This window comes from Pseudomonas sp. UF-293 (assembly GCF_058245595.1).
This window is the reverse complement of record NZ_JBSICA010000021.1, coordinates 62964-83836: the sequence shown is the minus strand read 5'-3', so window position 1 is coordinate 83836 and position 20873 is coordinate 62964. Positions and strand designations below refer to the sequence as shown.

Genomic DNA, 20873 nt, shown 5'->3' with positions numbered 1-20873 from the left:
CCAGGTATCTGTGCTAGTCTGCTCGCCCTTTTGGTTCCGGGCGCGCCGGGACGAGCTGTGCACGCACGGCTAGTCCTGTGGCCGTCCGCACAGCGGAGCAGTGTCATGTCCGAAGTAAATCTGTCCACCGACGAAACCCGCGTCAGCTACGGTATCGGCCGTCAACTTGGCGACCAGCTGCGCGATAACCCGCCACCGGGTGTCAGCCTGGACGCGATCCTGGCCGGTCTGACCGACGCTTTCGCCGGCAAGCCAAGCCGTGTTGGCCAGGAAGAAATGTCCGCCAGCTTCAAAGTGATCCGCGAGATCATGCAAGCCGAAGCAGCTGCCAAGGCTGAAGCCGCGGCTGGCGAAGGCTTGGCCTTCCTCGCCGAAAACGCCAAGCGTGACGGCATCACCACGCTGGCCTCCGGCCTGCAATTTGAAGTGCTGACTCAGGGCGAAGGCGCCAAGCCGACCCGTGAAGACCAGGTGCGTACGCACTACCACGGCACCCTGATCGACGGCACTGTGTTCGACAGCTCCTACGAGCGCGGCCAGCCTGCAGAATTCCCGGTTGGCGGCGTGATCGCTGGCTGGACCGAAGCGCTGCAACTGATGAATGCCGGCAGCAAATGGCGCCTGTACGTGCCGAGCGAACTGGCTTACGGCGCCCAGGGCGTTGGCAGCATCCCGCCGCACAGCGTTCTGGTATTCGACGTCGAGTTGCTGGACGTTCTGTAAGGCCTGATGGTTGGAGCGGGCTCGCGGTCATGTGGGAGCGGGCTTGCTCGCGAAAGCGGGGTGTCATTCAACGATGATGTTGAACGTAATGGCCTCTTCGCGAGCAAGCCCGCTCCCACAGGGCTCGCTCCGACATGTTGCGGTTTCATATTTCGATCTTGTTGTGCAGCTCACTGGTCGGGCGCAACGCCCGGGCATAGCAGAACAGGAACAGATTGCGCACCAGCTCCTTGAGTACCAGCGGCTCGCTGGAATTGAGGCTGCTGACGTCCAGATCACCTTGATCCTGCAACTCATGCAAGGCTTCTTCTTCAAGCACCGCACAGACTTCGCCGGTTTCCCGATGGAGGATTCTGAGGTAAGGGTGTGGGCGATCCAGCCAGGCGTCGATCAAATAAGTCATGGGTATCATCTCCTTGAAGGGTTTCAATGAGAATAATTCTTATTCATCAAATAGCAAGTGCCTATTGGCGGATCGTGAAGTTTTCCGGGTAAAGGTTGTGTCAGGTCAAAATGGCATGGCTGATGGCCATGCGCGGATTCATTGAGCTGAAGTGGGGAGGGCAAAACTCCATCCCACGGCTGGCGCGGGATGGCTGACGCAAGGCTCAGACTTTTCTGACGAACTCGGATTTGAGCTTCATCGGGCCGATGCCGTCGATCTTGCAGTCGATGTCGTGATCGCCATCGCACAGGCGGATGTTCTTGACCTTGGTGCCGACCTTGACCACCAGCGATGTGCCCTTGACTTTGAGATCCTTGATCACGGTGATGGTGTCGCCGTCCTGCAGGACGTTGCCGACCGAATCTTTCTTCACCGCATCATCGGCCGCCACTTCGGCTTCGCCACTGGCAGACCACTCGTGGGCACACTCGGGGCAGACCAGTTGGGTACCGTCTTCATAGGTGTATTCGGAATTGCATTTCGGGCAGGGTGGCAACGTGCTCACTAAGGTTCCTTGGGTATCAGGAGGGCTAAAGGGCGCACATTGTATAGGGTTTTAGCTTTTGAGGCAGTCAAAAGCAAAAGATCGCAGCCTTCGGCAGCTCCTACGGTGATGTGTAGGAGCTGCCGAAGGCTGCGATCTTTTGATCTTGTTTCAGCAATATCAGTGCGTGCGGGCTACCGCGAACTCGCTCAGTTCCACCAGCGCATCGCGGTATTCGCTGGCCGGCAGCGCCTCGAGGCACTTGATCGCGCGGGCCACGTAATCGCGGGCCAGTTGCGCGGTGTACTCCAGCGAGCCGGACGCTTCGACGGCGATGCGGATGCTTTCCAGGTCTTCGATTCCGCCTTTCTGGATCGCCTGACGCACCAGTGCCGCCTGTTCGGCGGTGCCTTCGCGCATGGTGTAGATCAGCGGCAGGGTTGGTTTGCCTTCGGCCAGATCGTCGCCGACGTTCTTGCCCAGGGTTTCCGCGTCGCCTTTGTAGTCGAGCAGGTCATCAACCAGCTGGAACGCCACACCCAGATGATCGCCGAAGGTGCGCAGGGCTTCGCTCTGCTCGGCGGTCGCGCCAGCCAGGGCGGCGGCGCTGTGGGTCGACGCTTCGAAGAGCATTGCGGTCTTGCCGCGGATGACTTCCATGTAGGTTTCTTCGCTGGTGCTCGCGTCACGCACCTTGGACAGCTGCAACACTTCGCCTTCAGCGATGATCCGAGTGGCTTGAGACAAAATCTTCATCACCGGCATCGAGCCCAGTTCGACCATCATTTCGAACGAGCGCGAATACAGGAAGTCGCCGACCAGCACGCTCGGGGCGTTGCCCCACATGGCGTTGGCGGTCGAGCGGCCACGGCGCATGCCGGACATGTCGACGACGTCGTCATGCAGCAGGGTCGCGGTGTGCAAAAATTCGATGGTGGCGGCCAGCAGGCGCATGTCGTCGCCTTCGCGACCCAGGGCCTTGCCACACAGCAACACTAATAAAGGACGCAGGCGTTTGCCGCCGGCCGACGTGATGTAATCGCCGATTTTCGATACCAGCGGCACTCGAGACGTCAGCTGCTTCTTGATGATGCCGTCGACGGCGCTAAAATCGTCCGCCACCGCGCGGTAGAAAGCTTGGGGTTGCATCAGCGAGAGTCGCTCCAGAAGGGTTGCGCGGCATGCTAGGACCCCCGTCCAGACCTGTCAAGGCGCGATGGACGGCCACTTGCGCGAGGCAGATTGCTTGCGTACAATCGCGCACCCTGAACTTCCTGGGCAGCACCTGCCTTACGCAATTGCACTTGGGCCGTTCCAGCCCCATGCAGCCATGCCAGCCAATACCTCTTCTTATAAAGAGCTGGGTGAGCAGGATTATCGGAGAAATACCATGTACGCAGTAATCGTTACCGGCGGTAAGCAATACAAGGTCGCTGAAGGTGAATACCTGAAGATCGAAAAACTGGAAATCGCTACTGGCGAATCCGTGACTTTTGATCGCGTTCTGCTGGTCGCCAACGGCGACGACGTGAACATCGGCGCACCAGTTGTTGCTGGCGCAACCGTCAAGGCTGAAGTGATCTCCCAAGGTCGTCACGATAAAGTCCGCATCATCAAGTTCCGTCGCCGTAAGCACCACATGAAGCGTATGGGCCACCGCCAGTGGTTCACCGAGATCAAAATCACCGGTATTCAGGCTTAATTACAGCCTAATTCCTCACTAGGAGAATTGAACTCATGGCACACAAAAAAGCTGGTGGTAGTACCCGTAACGGTCGCGACTCAGAAGCCAAACGCCTTGGCGTGAAGATGTATGGCGGCCAGGTCATCAAGGCCGGCAACATCATCGTGCGTCAGCGCGGCACCCAATTCCACGCTGGCTACGGCGTTGGCATGGGCAAGGATCACACTCTCTTCGCTAAAATCGAAGGCGTGATCAAGTTCGAAGTAAAGGGCGCCTTCGGTCGTCGTTACGTGAGCGTAATCGCGGCTTAATCGCGAGATCGCTGGAGAAGCCCTGTCTTGCGACGGGGCTTTTTCGTTTGTGGGGTGAGTCTCTTGCAAAGCTGTTTGTATGGGCTGTCGGCGTGCGATGCAGGTCGTGTCTTGGGGTCGCTGCGCTCATTTTTGCAAGAGTCTTATGTCTTGATTGTTTTTCGGCTCGTCCGTACGGCGAGAGGCGTTGGTTATGAAGTTTGTTGATGAAGTATCGATTCGCGTAAAGGCCGGTGACGGTGGCAACGGTGCCATGAGTTTCCGTCGGGAAAAATTCATTGAAAACGGCGGCCCGAACGGCGGTGATGGCGGTGACGGCGGTTCCATCTACATGATGGCCGACGAAAACCTCAACACCCTGGTCGACTACCGTTACACCCGTCACTTCGATGCCGAGCGTGGCTCCAACGGTGGCAGCACCGACTGCACCGGCAAGAAGGGCGAAGACCTGATCCTGCGTGTGCCGGTCGGCACCACCGTGATCGACTCCGCCACCCAGGAAGTCATCGGCGACCTGACCAAGGCTGGTCAGAAACTGATGGTGGTGCAGGGCGGCTGGCACGGTCTGGGCAACACCCGTTTCAAATCCAGTACCAACCGTGCGCCGCGTCAGACCACGCCAGGCAAGCCGGGCGAGCAGCGCGACCTGAAACTGGAAATGAAAGTGCTGGCCGACGTCGGTCTGCTGGGTTTGCCGAACGCCGGTAAAAGTACCTTTATCCGTTCGGTCTCGGCCGCCAAGCCGAAAGTCGCCGACTACCCGTTCACCACGCTGGTGCCGAACCTCGGTGTGGTCAGCGTCGATCGCTGGAAGAGCTTCGTCATTGCCGACATTCCGGGCTTGATCGAAGGCGCTTCCGACGGTGCCGGCCTGGGCATTCGCTTCCTCAAGCACCTGGCGCGTACGCGTTTGCTGCTGCACCTCGTCGACATGGCGCCGCTGGATGATTCCAGTGCTCCGGACGCAGCTGAAGTGATCGTCAACGAGCTGATCAAATTCAGCCCGTCGCTGGCCGAGCGTGATCGCTGGCTGGTGCTGAACAAGTGCGACCAGATCCTTGAAGAAGAGCACGATGCTCGCGTCAAGGAAATCGTCGATCGCCTTGAATGGACCGGTCCGGTGTACGTGATCTCGGCCATCGCCAAGATCGGTACCGAGCGTCTGTGCCACGACATCATGCGTTACATGGAAGACCGTGCCGATCGTCTCGCCGCAGATCCTGCGTACAAGGAAGAGCTGGCCGATCTCGATCAGCGCATCGAAGACGAAGCTCGCGCCCAGTTGCAGGCGCTGGACGACAAGCGTGCCCTGCGTCGCAGTGGCGTGAAGTCGGTCCATGACATCGGCGACGATGACTGGGATGAAGAAGATGTGGATGACGAAGACGGTCCGGAAATCATTTACGTGCGTGACTGATCCGTTGCGATAAACTTGAACGCCGCTCAATCGAGCGGCGTTTTAGTATCCGGAAATCGATCGTTGGTCAGCAATCGCCACGATTAACGTCACGGGCAGTGCCAGGTCGCGCTGCCCTCAAGCTAAGGTTGAAGATGATGCGGAGCAAGGTGACAGGTGCGCAGCGTTGGGTCGTGAAGATCGGCAGCGCTTTGCTGACAGCTGACGGCAAAGGGCTGGATCGCGCGGCAATGAGTGTCTGGGTCGAGCAGATGGTGGCGCTGCATGAAGCGGGCGTCGAGCTGGTGCTGGTGTCCTCCGGGGCGGTGGCGGCCGGCATGAGCCGCTTGGGCTGGACCGCGCGACCCAGTGCCATGCACGAGCTTCAGGCGGCCGCTGCAATCGGTCAGATGGGGTTGGTGCAGGCCTGGGAATCAAGCTTCGCCGAACATGGCCGGCACACCGCGCAGATTCTCCTGACCCACGACGACCTGTCCGACCGCAAGCGCTACCTGAATGCTCGCAGTACCTTGCGTGCGCTGGTCGAGCTGAAAGTCATTCCGGTGATCAACGAAAACGACACCGTGGTCACCGACGAAATCCGTTTCGGCGACAACGACACGCTGGCGGCGCTGGTGGCCAACCTGGTCGAGGCCGATCTGCTGGTGATCCTCACTGATCGCGATGGCATGTTCGACGCCGACCCGCGCAATAACCCCGATGCGCAGCTGATTTACGAAGCGCGCGCCGATGATCCGTCGCTTGATGCGATTGCGGGCGGTACCGGCGGGGCGCTGGGGCGTGGCGGCATGCAGACCAAGCTGCGCGCGGCGCGTCTGGCGGCGCGTTCCGGTGCCCACACCATCATCGTCGGCGGGCGCCTTGAGCGCGTGCTCGATCGTCTGAAGGCGGGCGAGCGCATCGGCACGCTGCTGTCGCCCGAGCGTGGCATGCTTGCGGCGCGCAAGCAGTGGCTGGCCGGGCATCTGCAAACCCGTGGCACCCTGGTGCTGGATGAGGGGGCGGTGTCGGCGTTGTCCAAGGGCAATAAAAGTCTGCTGCCGGTGGGGGTGAAACTGGTTCAAGGCAGCTTCCGTCGTGGTGAGATGGTCGTCTGTGTGGCCCCGGATGGTCGGGAGATCGCTCGGGGTCTGGCTAATTACAGCGCCCTTGAGGCGCAAAAAATCATCGGTCAGTCGTCGGATGCGATTGTCGGTTTGCTCGGTTACATGGCGGAGCCGGAACTGGTTCACCGTGACAACCTGATTCTGGTCTAAGGAAAATTCGATGCGCGTAGCGAAAGGATTGTTGGGCTTGCTGATGGCCATGCCATTGCTGGTCTCGGCCGAGGAAATCGGTCAGGTGTCGACCGTGTTCAAGTTTGTCGGGCCGAATGACCGGATTGTGGTCGAGGCCTTCGACGATCCGAAAGTCGAAGGTGTGACCTGCTACCTGTCGCGCGCCAAGACTGGCGGAGTGAAGGGTGGTCTTGGTCTGGCAGAGGATCGTGCCGAAGCCTCGATCGCCTGTCGCCAGGTCGGGCCGATCAAGTTCAAGGGTGAGCTGAAGGATGGCGATGAGGTGTTCAAGGAGCGCACTTCGCTGGTGTTCAAGACCATGCAGGTGGTGCGTTTCCTCGACAAGAAGCGCAACACGCTGGTGTACCTGGTCTACAGCGATCGCTTGATCGAGGGTAGCCCACAGAATGCTGTGACGGCCATCCCGATCCTGCCGTGGGTGCCCGTTCAGCAATAAGTGCCACCTATCCGAACTGTGGGAGCGAGCCCGCTCGCGAATGCGATCTGTCAGTTGATGTTTGTATCGACTGACGTGACCTCTTCGCGAGCAGGCTCGCTCCCACATTTTTTTGCCCGTAAGCTTGTTAAATCACAGGCAATAAAAAACCGACCCTGAGGTCGGTTTTTTAATGACTACGTCGATTAAGCGGCTTCTTTCAGCGCTTTGACGTGGCCATTCAGACGGCTCTTATGACGAGCAGCCTTGTTCTTGTGGATGATGCCTTTATCGGCCATACGGTCGATAACTGGCACAGCCAGAACGTATGCAGCTTGAGCTTTTTCAGCGTCTTTTGCGTCGATGGCCTTAACTACATTCTTGATGTAGGTACGAACCATGGAACGCAGGCTGGCGTTGTGGCTGCGACGCTTCTCAGCCTGTTTTGCACGTTTTTTGGCGGAAGGTGAGTTGGCCACCGTCGAGCTCCTCGAAAGACTTTTTAGGAAATAGCAAACAAAATAGGCCGCGAATCATGCCGATGAAGACTTGTCTTGTCAAGGGCACTTGAATCGTTCCGCTAAGTGGTAGGTATAAAGAGGCGGGATATTTATTTCCGGCGCTTGACCTGTAAACTCGCGAGCTTTGGCTCTGTGCTGTTGCGGCGCGGAGTATCGCACAAGTAGGCGCATTGTTCGCCTGCTGTTTATCGACAGGCACAAACTCTCTCAATGAATCTGCTCAAATCGTTGGCCGCCGTCAGCTCTATCACGATGCTTTCCCGGATTCTGGGTTTTTTTCGTGACACGCTGATCGCGCGAACATTCGGCGCCGGGATGGCCACGGATGCCTTCTTTATTGCGTTCAAACTGCCCAATCTGCTGCGGCGGATCTTTGCCGAAGGGGCTTTTTCCCAGGCGTTCGTGCCGATCCTGGCCGAATATAAAAGCCAGCAGGGCGAAGAGGCGACGCGCACCTTTATTGCCTATGTGTCGGGCCTGCTGACGCTGGTATTGGCGGTTGTGACTGCGCTGGGCATGATCGCTGCGCCCTGGGTGATCTGGGCCACGGCCCCCGGTTTCACCGATACCCCGGAAAAATTCCAGCTCACCTCCGATCTGTTGCGGGTGACCTTTCCTTATATATTGCTGATCTCGCTGTCCTCGCTGGCCGGCGCGATTCTGAATACCTGGAACCGCTTCTCGGTGCCGGCCTTCGTGCCGACTCTGCTCAACGTCAGCATGATCGTGTTTTCGCTGTTCCTCACGCCCTACTTCGATCCACCGGTCATGGCGCTCGGCTGGGCGGTATTGGTCGGCGGTCTGGCGCAATTACTCTATCAACTGCCACACCTGAAAAAGATCGGCATGCTGGTGCTGCCGCGCCTGAACCTGCGCGACAGCGGCGTGTGGCGGGTGATGAAGCAGATGCTGCCGGCCATCCTCGGTGTATCGGTCAGTCAGATTTCGCTGATTATCAACACCATCTTCGCCTCGTTTCTGGTCGCAGGCTCGGTGTCGTGGATGTACTACGCCGACCGTTTGATGGAGTTGCCGTCGGGCGTGTTGGGCGTGGCACTCGGCACGATTCTGCTGCCGACGCTGGCCAAGACCTACGCCAGCAAGGATCGTCATGAGTATTCGCGAATCCTCGATTGGGGGCTGCGCCTGTGCTTTGTGCTGGTGCTGCCGTGCGCGCTGGCGCTGGGGATACTTGCCGAACCGTTGACCGTTTCGTTGTTCCAGTATGGCCAGTTCAGCGGCTTTGATGCCGAGATGACCCAGCGTGCGCTGATTGCCTATTCTGTCGGCCTGCTCGGAATTATCGTGATCAAAGTGCTGGCGCCGGGCTTTTATGCGCAACAGAACATTCGCACCCCGGTGAAAATCGCAATTTTCACGCTGGTCTGCACGCAGTTGTTCAACCTGGCGTTGATCGGTCCGCTGGCCCACGCCGGCCTTGCGTTGGCGATCAGTGCTGGCGCCTGTCTAAACGCCGGGCTGCTGTTCTATCAACTGCGCAAGCAGAAGATGTATCAACCGCAGCCGGGCTGGGGCAAATTCGGCTTCAAGCTGGTGGTTGCAGTGACCGTGATGTCGGCGGTGTTGCTGGCCGGCATGCATTTCATGCCGGCATGGGATGAGGGCCATATGCTCGAGCGCTTCCTGCGTCTGGGCGCGCTGGTGGTGGCCGGTGTGGTGGCGTATTTCGGTATGTTGCTGCTGCTGGGTTTCCGTCTGCGCGACTTCAATCGCAAGGCCTTGAGCTGAGGTTTCAGCCTTCATGAGCAGGCATGAGCCGGCGGTTTTGTCGGCTCGTTCACTTTGCGTTACGGTGTTGCCTGTCGTCGGCCGTCGGGTGTGGTTATAATCGACCACTTTATGAGCAAGAAGCGCGTTATGCAGCTGGTTCGAGGCCTCCACAACTTGCGCCCCCAGCATCGGGGCTGCGTCGCCACTATTGGCAACTTTGACGGTGTTCACCGTGGTCACCAGGCTATCCTGGCCCGGCTGCGTGAGCGTGCGCTCGAGTTGGGCGTACCCAGCTGCGTGGTGATTTTCGAGCCGCAGCCACGGGAGTTCTTTGCTCCCGACACCGCACCGGCACGTCTGGCGCGGTTGCGCGACAAGCTGCAACTGCTGGCCGCTGAAGGCGTCGACCGGGTCTTGTGCCTGGCCTTCAACCAGCGCTTGAGCAAGCTCAGCGCCAGTGAGTTTGTCGACACCATCCTCGTTGATGGCCTCGGCGTGCAGCATCTGGAGGTCGGTGACGATTTCCGTTTCGGTTGCGACCGCCTCGGCGATTTCGATTTTCTGATGCAGGCCGGGCAGGTTCACGGTTTCACCGTCGAAGCCGCGCAAACCGTCGAGCTGGACGGCATTCGCGTCAGCAGCACGCAGGTGCGCAACGCCTTGGCTGCGGCCGATTTTGCCTTGGCCGAACGCTTGCTCGGCCGTCCGTACCGCATCGCCGGGCGCGTACTGCATGGCCAGAAACTGGCCCGGCAATTGGGAACGCCCACTGCCAATATTCAACTCAAGCGTCGTCGCGTGCCGTTCACCGGGGTCTATCTGGTGAATGTGGACATCGACGGCAAGACCTGGCCCGGTGTCGCCAATATTGGCGTGCGTCCCACGGTGCAAGGGGATGGCAAAGCCCACCTCGAGGTCCATTTGTTAGATTTTGCCGGCGATCTGTATGACCGGCGTTTGACGGTGGTTTTCCACCAAAAGCTGCGTGAAGAGCAGCGCTTCGCCTCTCTGGAGGCATTGAAAACGGCGATCAATGCGGATGTCGCCACCGCCCGTGCACTAGCCGCACCTAGCGCCCATCGCTAATGAAGAGCCTTAAATGACCGACTATAAAGCCACGCTAAACCTTCCGGACACCGCCTTCCCAATGAAGGCCGGCCTGCCACAGCGCGAACCGCAGATCCTGCAGCGCTGGGACAGTATTGGCCTGTACGGAAAGTTGCGCGAGATTGGCAAGGATCGTCCGAAGTTCGTCCTGCACGACGGCCCTCCGTACGCCAACGGCACGATCCACATCGGTCACGCACTGAACAAGATTCTCAAGGACATGATCATTCGCTCGAAGACCCTGTCGGGTTTCGACGCGCCGTACGTCCCGGGCTGGGACTGCCATGGCCTGCCGATCGAGCACAAGGTTGAAGTGACCCACGGCAAGAACCTCGGCGCGGATAAAACCCGCGAGCTGTGCCGTGCCTACGCCACCGAGCAGATCGAAGGGCAGAAGTCCGAGTTCATCCGTCTCGGTGTGTTGGGCGATTTCGCCAATCCATACAAGACCATGGACTTCAAGAACGAGGCCGGTGAAATCCGCGCCCTCGCTGAAATCGTCAAGGGCGGTTTCGTCTTCAAGGGCCTCAAGCCCGTGAACTGGTGCTTCGATTGCGGTTCGGCGCTGGCTGAAGCTGAAGTCGAGTACGAGAACAAGAAGTCCTCGACCATCGACGTCGCGTTCCCGATCGCTGATGAAGCCAAACTGGCTGCCGCGTTCGGTCTGGCCTCGCTGAGCAAACCTGCTGCGATCGTGATCTGGACCACTACCCCGTGGACCATCCCGGCCAACCAGGCGCTGAACGTGCACCCGGAATTCAACTACGCCCTGGTCGATATCGGCGACAAGCTGCTGGTGCTGGCTGAAGAGCTGGTCGAAGCCTGCCTGGCGCGCTATGGCGTGGAAGGTTCGGTCATCGCCACCACCACCGGTAAAGAACTTGAGCTGATCAACTTCCGTCACCCGTTCTACGATCGTCTGTCGCCGGTGTACCTGGCTGACTACGTCGAACTGGGCGCTGGCACCGGCGTGGTTCACTCCGCCCCGGCCTACGGCGTGGATGACTTCGTGACCTGCAAGAAATACGGCATGGTCAACGACGACATCCTCAACCCGGTGCAGAGCAACGGCGTGTACGTGCCGTCGCTGGAATTCTTCGGCGGCCAGTTCATCTGGAAGGCCAACCCGGCCATCGTCGAAAAACTGACCGAAGTCGGTGCGCTGATGCACACCACCGTCATCGAACACAGCTACATGCACTGCTGGCGCCACAAGACCCCGCTGATCTACCGCGCCACCGCGCAGTGGTTCATCGGCATGGACAAAGAGCCAACCAGCGGCGACACCCTGCGCGTACGCTCGCTCAAGGCCATCGAAGACACCAAGTTCGTTCCCGCCTGGGGCCAGGCGCGTTTGCACTCGATGATCGCCAACCGTCCGGACTGGTGCATCTCGCGTCAGCGCAACTGGGGCGTGCCGATCCCGTTCTTCCTCAACAAGGAAAGCGGCGAGCTGCACCCGCGTACCGTCGAGCTGATGGAGGAAGTCGCCAAACGCGTTGAAGTCGAAGGCATCGAAGCCTGGTTCAAACTCGACGCTGCCGAGTTGCTCGGTGATGAAGCGCCGCAGTACGACAAGATCAGCGACACCCTCGACGTCTGGTTCGACTCGGGCACCACGCACTGGCACGTCCTGCGCGGTTCGCACCCGATGGGCCACGAAAGCGGCCCGCGTGCCGACCTGTACCTGGAAGGTTCCGACCAGCACCGTGGCTGGTTCCACTCGTCCCTGCTGACCGGTTGCGCCATCGACAACCACGCGCCTTACCGCGAGCTGCTGACTCACGGTTTCACCGTCGATGAGTCCGGCCGCAAGATGTCCAAGTCGCTGGGCAACGTGATCGCGCCGCAGAAGGTCAACGACACCCTGGGCGCTGACATCATGCGTCTGTGGGTCGCTTCGACCGACTACTCCGGCGAAATGGCGGTCTCCGAGCAGATTCTGCAGCGCAGCGCGGATGCCTACCGTCGTATCCGTAACACCGCGCGCTTCCTGCTTTCCAACCTGACCGGTTTCAATCCGGCCACCGACCTGCTGCCGGCCGAAGACATGCTGGCGCTGGATCGCTGGGCGGTGGATCGTACGCTGCTGCTGCAACGCGAGTTGCAAGAGCACTACGGCGAATACCGTTTCTGGAACGTGTACTCGAAGATCCACAACTTCTGCGTGCAGGAGCTGGGTGGTTTCTACCTCGACATCATCAAGGACCGCCAGTACACCACCGGCGCCGACAGCAAGGCCCGTCGCTCGTGCCAGACCGCGCTGTTCCACATCTCCGAGGCGCTGGTGCGCTGGATCGCGCCGATCCTCGCTTTCACTGCCGATGAGCTGTGGCAATACCTGCCGGGGGAGCGTAACGAGTCGGTCATGCTGAACACCTGGTACGAAGGCCTGACCGAGCTGCCGGAAGGCTTCGAGCTGGGTCGCGCCTACTGGGATCGCATCATGGAAGTGAAAGTCGCGGTCAACAAAGAGATGGAAATCCAGCGTGCGGCGAAAGCTGTCGGTGGCAACCTGCAGGCCGAAGTGACGCTGTTTGCCGAAGAGGCGCTGAGCGCCGACCTGGCCAAGCTGAGCAACGAGCTGCGCTTTGTCCTGATCACCTCGACTGCCAGCGTTGCGCCATTCGTGCAGGCTCCGGCCGATGCAGTGGCCACCGAAGTCAGCGGTCTGAAACTGAAGATCGTCAAATCGGCGTTCCCGAAATGCGCACGTTGCTGGCATTGCCGCGAAGACGTCGGCGTGAACCCGGAGCATCCGGAAATCTGCGGGCGTTGCGTCGACAACATCAGCGGCGCTGGCGAGGTTCGTCACTATGCCTGATGCCATTGGCCGTTTCGGACGGCTGAGCTGGCTGTGGTTGAGCCTGCTGGTTCTGGTCATTGACCAGGCCAGCAAGTTCTACTTCGAAGCCAGGCTCGAAATGTTCCAGCAGATCGTGATCATTCCCGATCTGTTCAGCTGGACTCTGGCCTACAACACTGGCGCTGCCTTCAGCTTCCTCGCGGACAGCTCCGGCTGGCAGCGCTGGCTCTTTGCGCTGATCGCGATTGTGGTCAGTGCCGTGCTAGTGGTCTGGCTCAAGCGCCTGGGCCGCAACGACACCTGGCTGGCCGTCGCCCTGGCGCTGGTGCTGGGTGGTGCGCTGGGCAACCTGTATGACCGCGTTGCCCTGGGCCATGTGATCGACTTCATCCTGGTGCACTGGCAGAACCGCTGGTATTTCCCGGCGTTCAACATTGCCGACAGCGCGATCACCGTTGGCGCGATCATGCTGGCACTGGACATGTTCAAATCGAAGAAAACCGAAGAGGCTGCTCATGACTGAACCGCTATCGACTGAGCAACGCATCGGCCAGAACACCGAAGTCACTCTGCACTTTGCCTTGCGCCTGGAAAACGGTGACACCGTCGACAGTACCTTCGACAAGGCCCCGGCGACGTTCAAGGTCGGCGATGGCAACCTGCTGCCGGGTTTCGAAGCCGCACTGTTCGGCTTCAAGGCCGGTGACAAGCGCACCCTGACCGTTGAGCCGGAAAACGCCTTCGGTCAGCCGAACCCGCAGAACGTGCAGACCATCCCGCGTTCGCAGTTCACCGACATGGAGTTGTCACCGGGTCTGCTGGTGATCTTCAACGATGCGGCCAATACTGAATTGCCAGGTGTGGTGAAAGAGTTCGACGACACGCAAGTGACCGTCGACTTCAACCACCCGCTGGCCGGCAAGACGCTGACCTTTGACGTGGAAATCATTTCCGTCAAAGCGCTATAACTGACTGTATAAGGTCAAATGTGGGAGCGAGCCTGCTCGCGAAAGCGGTGTGTCAATCAACAGAAATGTTGCAGGTGATGGCCCCTTCGCGAGCAGGCTCGCTCCCACAGTCTGTTTTCCATTGTTTTCGCGCGCAAGACACGAGGCACAGCATGCAAATCAAACTCGCCAACCCCCGTGGCTTCTGCGCCGGTGTGGACCGGGCGATCGAAATCGTCAACCGCGCCCTGGAAGTCTTCGGGCCACCGATCTATGTGCGTCATGAAGTGGTGCACAACAAGTTCGTCGTCGAAGACCTGCGCAGCCGTGGCGCGATTTTCGTCGAAGAGCTCGATCAGGTGCCCGATGACGTGATCGTCATCTTCAGTGCCCACGGTGTTTCGCAAGCCGTGCGCAACGAAGCCGCCGGTCGTGGCCTGAAGGTTTTCGATGCAACCTGCCCGCTGGTGACCAAGGTGCACATCGAGGTGGCCAAATACAGCCGCGACGGTCGTGAATGCATCCTGATCGGCCACGCCGGTCACCCGGAAGTCGAAGGCACCATGGGCCAGTACGATGCCAGCAATGGCGGTGCGATCTACCTCGTCGAAGACGAAAAGGACGTGGCCGAGTTGCAGGTGCGCGATCCGGAAAGACTCGCCTTCGTCACCCAGACAACCTTGTCGATGGACGACACCAGCCGTGTGATCGATGCCCTGCGCACGCGCTTCCCGGCGATCGGTGGTCCGCGCAAGGACGACATCTGCTACGCCACACAAAACCGTCAGGACGCCGTCAAGCAACTGGCCGACGAGTGCGACGTAGTGCTGGTGGTCGGCAGCCCGAACAGTTCCAACTCCAACCGTCTGCGTGAACTGGCTGAGCGCATGGCGACCCCGGCCTATCTGATCGACGGTGCCGAAGACCTGCAAGAAAGCTGGTTCGCCGGCGTCGAGCGTATCGGCATCACCGCTGGCGCCTCGGCGCCGGAAGTGCTGGTCCGGGGCGTGATCCAGCAATTGCAGGCCTGGGGCGCGACCGGTGCCGATGAGTTGGCCGGCCGTGAAGAGAACATCACGTTCTCGATGCCGAAAGAGCTGCGCGTCCGTTCGATCTGACGCTTCTGTTTTTGTCGCACAGCGCCTGCTCGGTTTCCTGACTGCTCAGGCGCACGCGACCGGTCGCGGCCAGCACGATCTGGCGCTGGCTGACCGGTTCGCGCGGCGAGCAGATGTGTATCGTCCCCGCCTGAAATCGCCGCCCCGGCATCAGCGGCTGCCCCAGATGACTGAAGCGCACATAGCGGCTCACCCACCAGTTGCCGACAATCGGCACCTTCGCCTCACTGGCGCGTTCAACCAGCAGCGGATTGCTGCTGTCCTCCGGCCCCTTGCCGCTTCGATCCAGAATGATCCGCCAACCCTGACTCCAGTCACCGCCGATGCCGTGGATCACCACGCTCTGATTGTGCGTAATGGCCAAGGTGCGAGCGTGGCGGATACCTTCGAGTAGCGACTGCGCTGCGTGATCGCGGTGAGTCGCTTGCTTGAGCGCAGCGAACGCCGGGCTGACCAGCAGCAGAACAATTGCGCCAATTGCCAGTCCCATAAGCAGTTCAATCAGGCTGAAACCGTGTTGCGGCATGAAAAATCCCTCCGTGGAATGGTTTGAGCAGCGCAATCCGTGCGCCGCGCAGGGCAAATCAGTCGGCGCGTGCCGAGCGAATGTTCTAGCGTGTAAAAGCAGGTATAGCCGACAGCAACGGAGGGCATCGATGGATCTTCGTACAAAAGGTTTCACGCTGGTCGAGTTGCTGGTCGCCATCGCGGTGTTCCTGGTACTGATCACGCTGGCGGTGCCGGCCTTTACCCGTACGATCCAGAGCAGCAAGGCAGATACTGAAGTCGGTGACTTGCAGCGGGCAATCAATTTCGCCCGGCTCGAAGCGATCAATCGTGGCGTGACCACGCGTCTGCGTCCGACCGCTGGCGGCAGTGTCTGGACCGGAGAGCTGGCGGTCTACGACAGCACTGGCAATCCGGCCAATGTGTTGCGGGTTGTTCCAGCAATGAGCAGTGGCGCGACTCTGACGCTACCCTCAGGAGTGACCGCACTGGATTTCAACAATCTTGGTGGTCTGGCGGCACCGTCGACGGCGGTGGTCATCGGTTACACGCTGGGCACGCAAAGCAGGACGCTGAACGTGTGTTTGAACGGACGCATTCAATTGGGTGGAAATTGCGGATGAGGGCAGGGAGCAAAGTCGCACAGGAGGGCATGACGCTGATCGAAGTGCTGGTCGCGTTGCTGATTCTCACCGTCGGGCTGTTGGGCGCAGCAGCGGTGCAGCTCAATGCGCTGAAGTACACCGACAGTTCGCGGATGACCAGTCAGGCGAGCTTCATTGCCTATGACATGATGGATCGCATTCGCGCCAACTCTGGCGCCAACTACACCGTCACGCCGCCGACCTCGGGCAACCTCAGTGTTGCTCGGGATCAGGATCTCTACGACTTCACCACCAATATCGCCAACTTCGGCGGCCCGACCGCGACGGGCAACATCACCCTCAATCAACGGGTCTACACCATCACCATTACCTGGAGCGATGCGCGCGCGGCGAACGCTGCCAGTGCCCAGCGCAGTTTCGTTCTGACCAGCCGGGCGGCGGTCGATCCGGTGGCCACACCATGAAGCGTTCCAGCCGTGGTTTCGGCCTGATCGAGTTGCTGATTGCTCTGGCTTTGGGGCTGATCGTCGTACTCGGTGTGGTACAGATTTTCATCGCCGCGAAAAACACTTACGTCAGTCAGAACAGCGCCGCAGCGATGCAGGAAGATGCGCGCTTTGTCTTGAGCAAAATGATTCAGGAAATTCGCATGGTCGGCATGTTCGGCTGTCTCGGCACCATCGTTGACTCCAGTTCGGCAGGGGATTTCAACGCTGCGCAGATCGCCCCGATCAATTGGGATAACGCCAATCTGAAATTGACCCTGGTCACTGCTGATGTCGGTAGCGGGGGAGGGACGCCAACCTGGACGGTGGTTTCCGATTGTCGCAACAGTGCGGTCGCCTACACTGGATTGCGCAGCCCGACCACGGGCCAGATCGCGTTCCCGATCCGCCGTCTGATCTACAGCTTCAGCAATAACCAGATCCTCATGGGCACTGGCAGCGGCAATCCGGCGCAGCAAGTGCTGGTGAACAACGTCAGCGCCTTCAACGTCACTTTTGGTCTTGCCAGCTCGGCGACCGACGTGGCGGCCTCCACTTACAGCAGCAACCCCGGCGATCCCGCGCGCATCCGCAGTGTGCGCCTGAGCCTGACCCTCACCGACCCGAACAATCGGGTGCGCAATCAAACCTTCAACGTGGTTGCGGCATTGCGCAACCGCTTGCCATGAGGGGGCGGCGATGAGGATTTCCCTGCAACAACGTCAGGCCCAGCGCGGCATGGTCCTGTTGGTGAGCCTGGTGTTTCTGCTGTTGCTCACATTGATCGGTTTATCCTCGATGCAGAGCGCCAACCTGCAAGAGAAAATGGCCGGCAGCGTCAGCCTGCGCAATCAATCGTTTCAGGCGGCCGAAGCGGCATTGCGTGTCGGTGAAAGCGCAGTGCAACTGGACAGTTACTCGTTGGCGGTGTGCAGCGGCACGAGCCAATGTCTGCCGCCGGCTGAATCGTCATCAGTCAGCTCGGCCGGTTTCAATTCGACCTCCGGGGTGACCTGGATCGCTGCCGGTAATGGCTTTTATGGCGTGCAGAACATCGGCACGACCCTGACAGCGGTGAACGTGCCGAGCAACACTTCGGCAACCTTGTATCGAGTGACTGCGGTCGGCATCGCCGGCAATTCGCGTAGCGTGGTGGAGAGTGTCTATGCGAAGTATTGAGCGCGGCGGGTCGCTGCTGATCGGCATGCTGCTGAGTTTCTATCTGGCGGCGCCGGCCTGGGCGTTCACGCCGTCTGATTCGCCGCTGCTGAGCGCGGCAGCGGTGGCGCCGAACGTGATGCTGCTGATCGACGACTCTGGGAGCATGAACAGCATCATCTACGCCGCCGGATTCGACCCGAACGTCAACCGCACTCCCGCCCGGCAGTGCAATGCCTTCCTCGGCTTGTGCTCTGCACTCAATGCGCCGCAGATTACCGGCGACACAGTATTTCTATCGAGCCTGCCAACCTCCGGCTGCTCTGGAGGCGCCTACGCGTTCTACAACAACAGTGTGGCGCCGTTATGTCTGAAACTGCCCGACCCGGTAGGCAACGAGAACACTCGCTATTCCGCCGATTACATTTCCTACATAGTCAGCCTGGCCATCAGCAACGGCACCCGCGACTTCACCGCTGGGGCGATTCCCAACGATTACCGGATGAACGTGGCGCGCAACGTTTCCACCGCGCTGGTGAGCAGCAACCGCACCTTGCGCATGGGCCTGTCGACATTCAATCCGGCGACCAGCAGCAACCCGGGCAACGGCGGGTTTATCGCTCGCTCGATCACCGATTTGTCACCAGTCGCGGGCAGCGTCACCCAGGCCCAGGCAGACACTAACTACAACGCGCTGATTTCATCGATCAACGGCCTGAACGCTGTGGCCAACACGCCGTTGGCCGAGAGCTACTACGAAGTCACGCGCTACATGCGCGGCCTGGCGCCTTACTACAACGGCGCGCCGGCGACCTATACCAGCCCGATCCAATATCGCTGCCAGAAAAACTACGGCGTGGTGATTACCGATGGCTTGCCGACCTATGACCGTACCTTCCCGACCAACGATCCGCTGGGAGGCAGTCGGCTACCAAACTGGGATGGCGTGAATAACGATGGCGACAACCTCAACGGTGACGGCGAAGGTGACACCCTGTATCTGGATGACATTGCCAAATTCGCCTTCGACATCGACATGCGCTCGACCGGCACCGACGCCGCCGGCAAGAGCTGGAATGCGGTGGATTTTCCCCGGCAGTATATGAACACCTACACCGTCGGTTTCGCTGCGGACAACGACATGTTGTCCGACGCCGCCAGTTATGGGCAGGGCAGGTATTACCAGGCGACCGACAGCTCCGGGCTCAATGCGGCGTTATCGTCGGCACTGAGCGATATCACTTCCAAGGCCGGCTCCGGTGGTGCCGGCGTCGCCAGCAGCAGTACGTTGACCAGTGGCAGCAGTTTCTACCAGACCACTTACGATCCCAAGGATTGGCGCGGCACGATCAGGTCGTTCGGCTTTACCTCGACAGGCACGGTGAATACCTCGGCGGCGCAATGGTCGACCGACACCACTATCGTGCCCTCTGCCACCGCGCCGATTTTCCAGTCATGGAACACCGCGAGCAACACGCCCATTGCCCTGGCACTCCTCAACTTTTCCCCGGCGCAGCAGACTACGCTGAATCAGGGGTTGCCCAGCGGCATCAACGGCAATGATCTGCTGGAGTGGAGCAAAGGGACCAACAAGGCCGGGCTCAAAGTGCGCACTGCGCTGCTCGGCGACATCATCAATTCGCCACTGGTACTCGCGTCGCCTTCGGACAAGACCGCATCCGATCTGACGGGTGACAGCAGTTACACCAACTACCTGACCACCAAGGCTGCGAACATGAATACCAGCCTGGTGGTGAACGCCAACGACGGTTTCGTCAACGTGATCAATTCGGCGAACGGCACCCGCCGTTATGCCTACATGCCCTCCAGCGTGCTGCCTTCCTTGCGGCTAATTGCTGACGCCAACTACGTCAACGGCGTCAGCCACAAGTTTCTGGTGGACGGTCAGGTCGGCGTGTTCGATGCGCAGGCTGGCACTACTTGGAAAACGTTAGCCATTGGCGGAACGGGGGCCGGTGGCAAAACCTTCTATGGGCTGCAACTGTTCGATGCCTCGGCGGGCAATGTCATCAAGGCATTGTGGGAGGTCAGTGCGCCGGCCACGGCCAACACGTCGAACGCTTTCAATGATCTGGGTTACGCCTACGCGCGTCCGGCAGTGGCACGCTTGGCCAACGGTCGCTGGGCGACTTTCATCGCCAATGGCTACGGCAGCAATTCGGGGGTTGCAGCGTTGTATGTGCTGGATGCGCTGGATGGTTCGCTGATCAGGAAAATCGTCATTGACAGTACGGAAACCAGCAACGGTCTGTCATCTGTGGAGCTCAGGGTCAATTCCTCGAACGTGGTGCAGGCTGCCTACGGTGGCGACCTGAAGGGGCGTATGTGGAAATTCGACTTGAGCGCACCCGGGGCAGAAAGCTGGGGCGTGGCATTTGCCGGCAAGCCTTTGTTCACCGCCCCGGGTGGGGCAACGCAGCCGATCACCGCGCAACCGCTGCTGGCGGATAACCCACAGGGCGGCAAACAGGTGTTCTTTGGCACCGGCAAGTTCAACGAAACTGCCGACAAGAGCAATAAGGATCTGCAGGCGTTCTATTCAATCTGGGATGCAGAGGGTGGGGCCGGACAAATCACCGTCAGCAGCTTGCAGGCGCAGGCGATCACCGGTTCGTTCTCCGGCAGTTCCGGGCAGTTCTTGACCACCAGCCAGAATGAAACGACGTATCCGGGAGAAAAAGGCTGGTATTTGCCGCTGGTGTACAACAACGTGCTGACCGGCGAGCGAGTGATCAACCAGGCCAGCATTGTGCTGGGGCGAGTCGTTTTTACCACCGCCAGCGTCGATACCACCGACCCTTGTTCGAGCTTTGGTACGGGCCGACTGGTCGAACTCGATGCGTTCAACGGTAAGATGCTCAACTACGCCGTGATTGACACCACTGGCGACCGTTTGGTCGACAGCAATGACATGATATCCAGTGGCGTGATTTTTACCGGCGGCATTCCGACCCTGAACTTCATCTCCGCTAACGGCGAGCGCAAGGGCACGACTGACACCAGCGGCGCGGTCACGGTCATTGTGGAAAAAGGTGGCGGCGGCAGCCGTCGTATCATGTGGCGACAAATCCAGTAAGCGAGAATTTGAGG

At 59.7% G+C, this 20873-nt stretch carries 22 protein-coding genes; 17 read left to right on the top strand and 5 right to left on the bottom strand.

Going from position 1 to position 20873, the window contains the following annotated elements; genetic code table 11:
- Positions 1 to 105: 105 nt before the first annotated feature.
- Positions 106 to 723 carry a BamJ family beta-barrel-assembly machinery protein gene (bamJ, locus tag AC4IHP_RS20460; protein ID WP_039761705.1) on the top strand — a complete coding sequence of 206 codons (618 nt, stop codon included), beginning with the start codon at positions 106 to 108 and terminating at the stop codon, positions 721 to 723.
- A gap of 145 nt (positions 724 to 868) precedes the next feature.
- Here the strand turns inward: bamJ and AC4IHP_RS20455 are convergent, their stop codons facing one another.
- The 3 genes from AC4IHP_RS20455 to AC4IHP_RS20445 form a co-directional block, all read right to left on the bottom strand.
- Positions 869 to 1126: a PA4570 family protein gene (locus AC4IHP_RS20455; RefSeq protein WP_039761704.1), complete on the bottom strand. Its 258-nt coding sequence runs from the start codon at positions 1124 to 1126 to the stop codon at positions 869 to 871.
- 205 nt (positions 1127 to 1331) lie between these two features.
- Positions 1332 to 1673, bottom strand: a complete 342-nt coding sequence (locus tag AC4IHP_RS20450) for a zinc ribbon domain-containing protein YjdM (protein WP_016773119.1) — start codon at positions 1671 to 1673, stop codon at positions 1332 to 1334.
- Positions 1674 to 1832: 159 nt separating this feature from the next.
- Positions 1833 to 2801: a polyprenyl synthetase family protein gene (locus AC4IHP_RS20445; RefSeq protein WP_016773120.1), complete on the bottom strand. Its 969-nt coding sequence runs from the start codon at positions 2799 to 2801 to the stop codon at positions 1833 to 1835.
- A 241-nt stretch (positions 2802 to 3042) separates the two neighbouring features.
- On the opposite strand from AC4IHP_RS20445, the gene rplU reads away from it, so the two are divergent.
- The 5 genes from rplU to AC4IHP_RS20420 all read left to right on the top strand — a co-directional run bounded on the left by rplU (position 3043) and on the right by AC4IHP_RS20420 (position 6798).
- The gene (gene rplU, locus AC4IHP_RS20440) at positions 3043 to 3354 is read left to right on the top strand and encodes a 50S ribosomal protein L21 (protein ID WP_007924746.1); all 312 of its coding nucleotides are present in this window, start codon (positions 3043 to 3045) and stop codon (positions 3352 to 3354) included.
- A 35-nt stretch (positions 3355 to 3389) separates the two neighbouring features.
- Positions 3390 to 3647, top strand: coding sequence for a 50S ribosomal protein L27 (gene rpmA / locus AC4IHP_RS20435; RefSeq protein WP_016773121.1), 258 nt, complete (start codon positions 3390 to 3392; stop codon positions 3645 to 3647).
- 193 nt (positions 3648 to 3840) lie between these two features.
- Positions 3841 to 5064: an Obg family GTPase CgtA gene (cgtA, locus tag AC4IHP_RS20430; protein WP_016773122.1), complete on the top strand. Its 1224-nt coding sequence runs from the start codon at positions 3841 to 3843 to the stop codon at positions 5062 to 5064.
- A gap of 137 nt (positions 5065 to 5201) precedes the next feature.
- On the top strand, positions 5202 to 6320 hold the full coding sequence (gene proB / locus AC4IHP_RS20425) for a glutamate 5-kinase (RefSeq protein ID WP_490832590.1): 1119 nt from the start codon (positions 5202 to 5204) through the stop codon (positions 6318 to 6320).
- Positions 6321 to 6330: 10 nt separating this feature from the next.
- The gene (locus tag AC4IHP_RS20420) at positions 6331 to 6798 is read left to right on the top strand and encodes a CreA family protein (protein ID WP_041477794.1); all 468 of its coding nucleotides are present in this window, start codon (positions 6331 to 6333) and stop codon (positions 6796 to 6798) included.
- A 185-nt stretch (positions 6799 to 6983) separates the two neighbouring features.
- Here AC4IHP_RS20420 and rpsT read toward each other — a convergent pair whose 3' ends face one another.
- Positions 6984 to 7256 (bottom strand): 30S ribosomal protein S20, encoded by a 273-nt coding sequence (rpsT, locus tag AC4IHP_RS20415; RefSeq protein ID WP_003228351.1) that lies wholly within the window; start codon positions 7254 to 7256, stop codon positions 6984 to 6986.
- A gap of 252 nt (positions 7257 to 7508) precedes the next feature.
- On the opposite strand from rpsT, the gene murJ reads away from it, so the two are divergent.
- From murJ to ispH, 6 genes are all read left to right on the top strand, one after another.
- Entirely contained in the window at positions 7509 to 9047 is a 1539-nt protein-coding gene (gene murJ / locus AC4IHP_RS20410; RefSeq protein WP_490832589.1) for a murein biosynthesis integral membrane protein MurJ, read from the top strand.
- A gap of 129 nt (positions 9048 to 9176) precedes the next feature.
- Positions 9177 to 10115, top strand: a complete 939-nt coding sequence (ribF, locus tag AC4IHP_RS20405; protein ID WP_016773125.1) for a bifunctional riboflavin kinase/FAD synthetase — start codon at positions 9177 to 9179, stop codon at positions 10113 to 10115.
- Between the two features lie 13 nt (positions 10116 to 10128).
- Entirely contained in the window at positions 10129 to 12960 is a 2832-nt protein-coding gene (ileS, locus tag AC4IHP_RS20400; protein ID WP_073475512.1) for an isoleucine--tRNA ligase, read from the top strand.
- Positions 12953 to 13465 carry a signal peptidase II gene (lspA, locus tag AC4IHP_RS20395; RefSeq protein WP_039761690.1) on the top strand — a complete coding sequence of 171 codons (513 nt, stop codon included), beginning with the start codon at positions 12953 to 12955 and terminating at the stop codon, positions 13463 to 13465. Before ileS ends, lspA begins: the two co-directional genes overlap by 8 nt.
- Positions 13458 to 13910, top strand: a complete 453-nt coding sequence (fkpB, locus tag AC4IHP_RS20390; RefSeq protein WP_064364108.1) for an FKBP-type peptidyl-prolyl cis-trans isomerase — start codon at positions 13458 to 13460, stop codon at positions 13908 to 13910. Before lspA ends, fkpB begins: the two co-directional genes overlap by 8 nt.
- 152 nt (positions 13911 to 14062) lie before the next feature.
- Positions 14063 to 15007 carry a 4-hydroxy-3-methylbut-2-enyl diphosphate reductase gene (ispH, locus tag AC4IHP_RS20385; RefSeq protein ID WP_490832588.1) on the top strand — a complete coding sequence of 315 codons (945 nt, stop codon included), beginning with the start codon at positions 14063 to 14065 and terminating at the stop codon, positions 15005 to 15007.
- On the opposite strand, the gene AC4IHP_RS20380 is transcribed toward ispH, so the two are convergent.
- The gene (locus AC4IHP_RS20380) at positions 14964 to 15533 is read right to left on the bottom strand and encodes a GspH/FimT family pseudopilin (protein ID WP_490832587.1); all 570 of its coding nucleotides are present in this window, start codon (positions 15531 to 15533) and stop codon (positions 14964 to 14966) included. The genes ispH and AC4IHP_RS20380 overlap by 44 nt on opposite strands.
- A 130-nt stretch (positions 15534 to 15663) precedes the next feature.
- Here AC4IHP_RS20380 and AC4IHP_RS20375 point away from each other — a divergent pair, with 130 nt between their 5' ends.
- The 5 genes from AC4IHP_RS20375 to AC4IHP_RS20355 are packed head-to-tail and all read left to right on the top strand — an operon-like array spanning position 15664 to position 20859.
- Positions 15664 to 16137, top strand: coding sequence for a GspH/FimT family pseudopilin (locus tag AC4IHP_RS20375; protein ID WP_064364110.1), 474 nt, complete (start codon positions 15664 to 15666; stop codon positions 16135 to 16137).
- Positions 16134 to 16583 carry a type IV pilus modification protein PilV gene (gene pilV / locus AC4IHP_RS20370; RefSeq protein WP_460121548.1) on the top strand — a complete coding sequence of 150 codons (450 nt, stop codon included), beginning with the start codon at positions 16134 to 16136 and terminating at the stop codon, positions 16581 to 16583. The genes AC4IHP_RS20375 and pilV overlap by 4 nt, the downstream gene beginning before the upstream one ends.
- Positions 16580 to 17293: a PilW family protein gene (locus tag AC4IHP_RS20365; RefSeq protein WP_490832586.1), complete on the top strand. Its 714-nt coding sequence runs from the start codon at positions 16580 to 16582 to the stop codon at positions 17291 to 17293. Before pilV ends, AC4IHP_RS20365 begins: the two co-directional genes overlap by 4 nt.
- A 10-nt stretch (positions 17294 to 17303) precedes the next feature.
- On the top strand, positions 17304 to 17783 hold the full coding sequence (locus AC4IHP_RS20360; protein ID WP_016773134.1) for a pilus assembly PilX family protein: 480 nt from the start codon (positions 17304 to 17306) through the stop codon (positions 17781 to 17783).
- Complete coding sequence (locus AC4IHP_RS20355) at positions 17770 to 20859, top strand: pilus assembly protein (protein ID WP_490832585.1); 3090 nt, start codon at positions 17770 to 17772, stop codon at positions 20857 to 20859. The genes AC4IHP_RS20360 and AC4IHP_RS20355 overlap by 14 nt, the downstream gene beginning before the upstream one ends.
- Positions 20860 to 20873 lie beyond the last annotated feature (14 nt).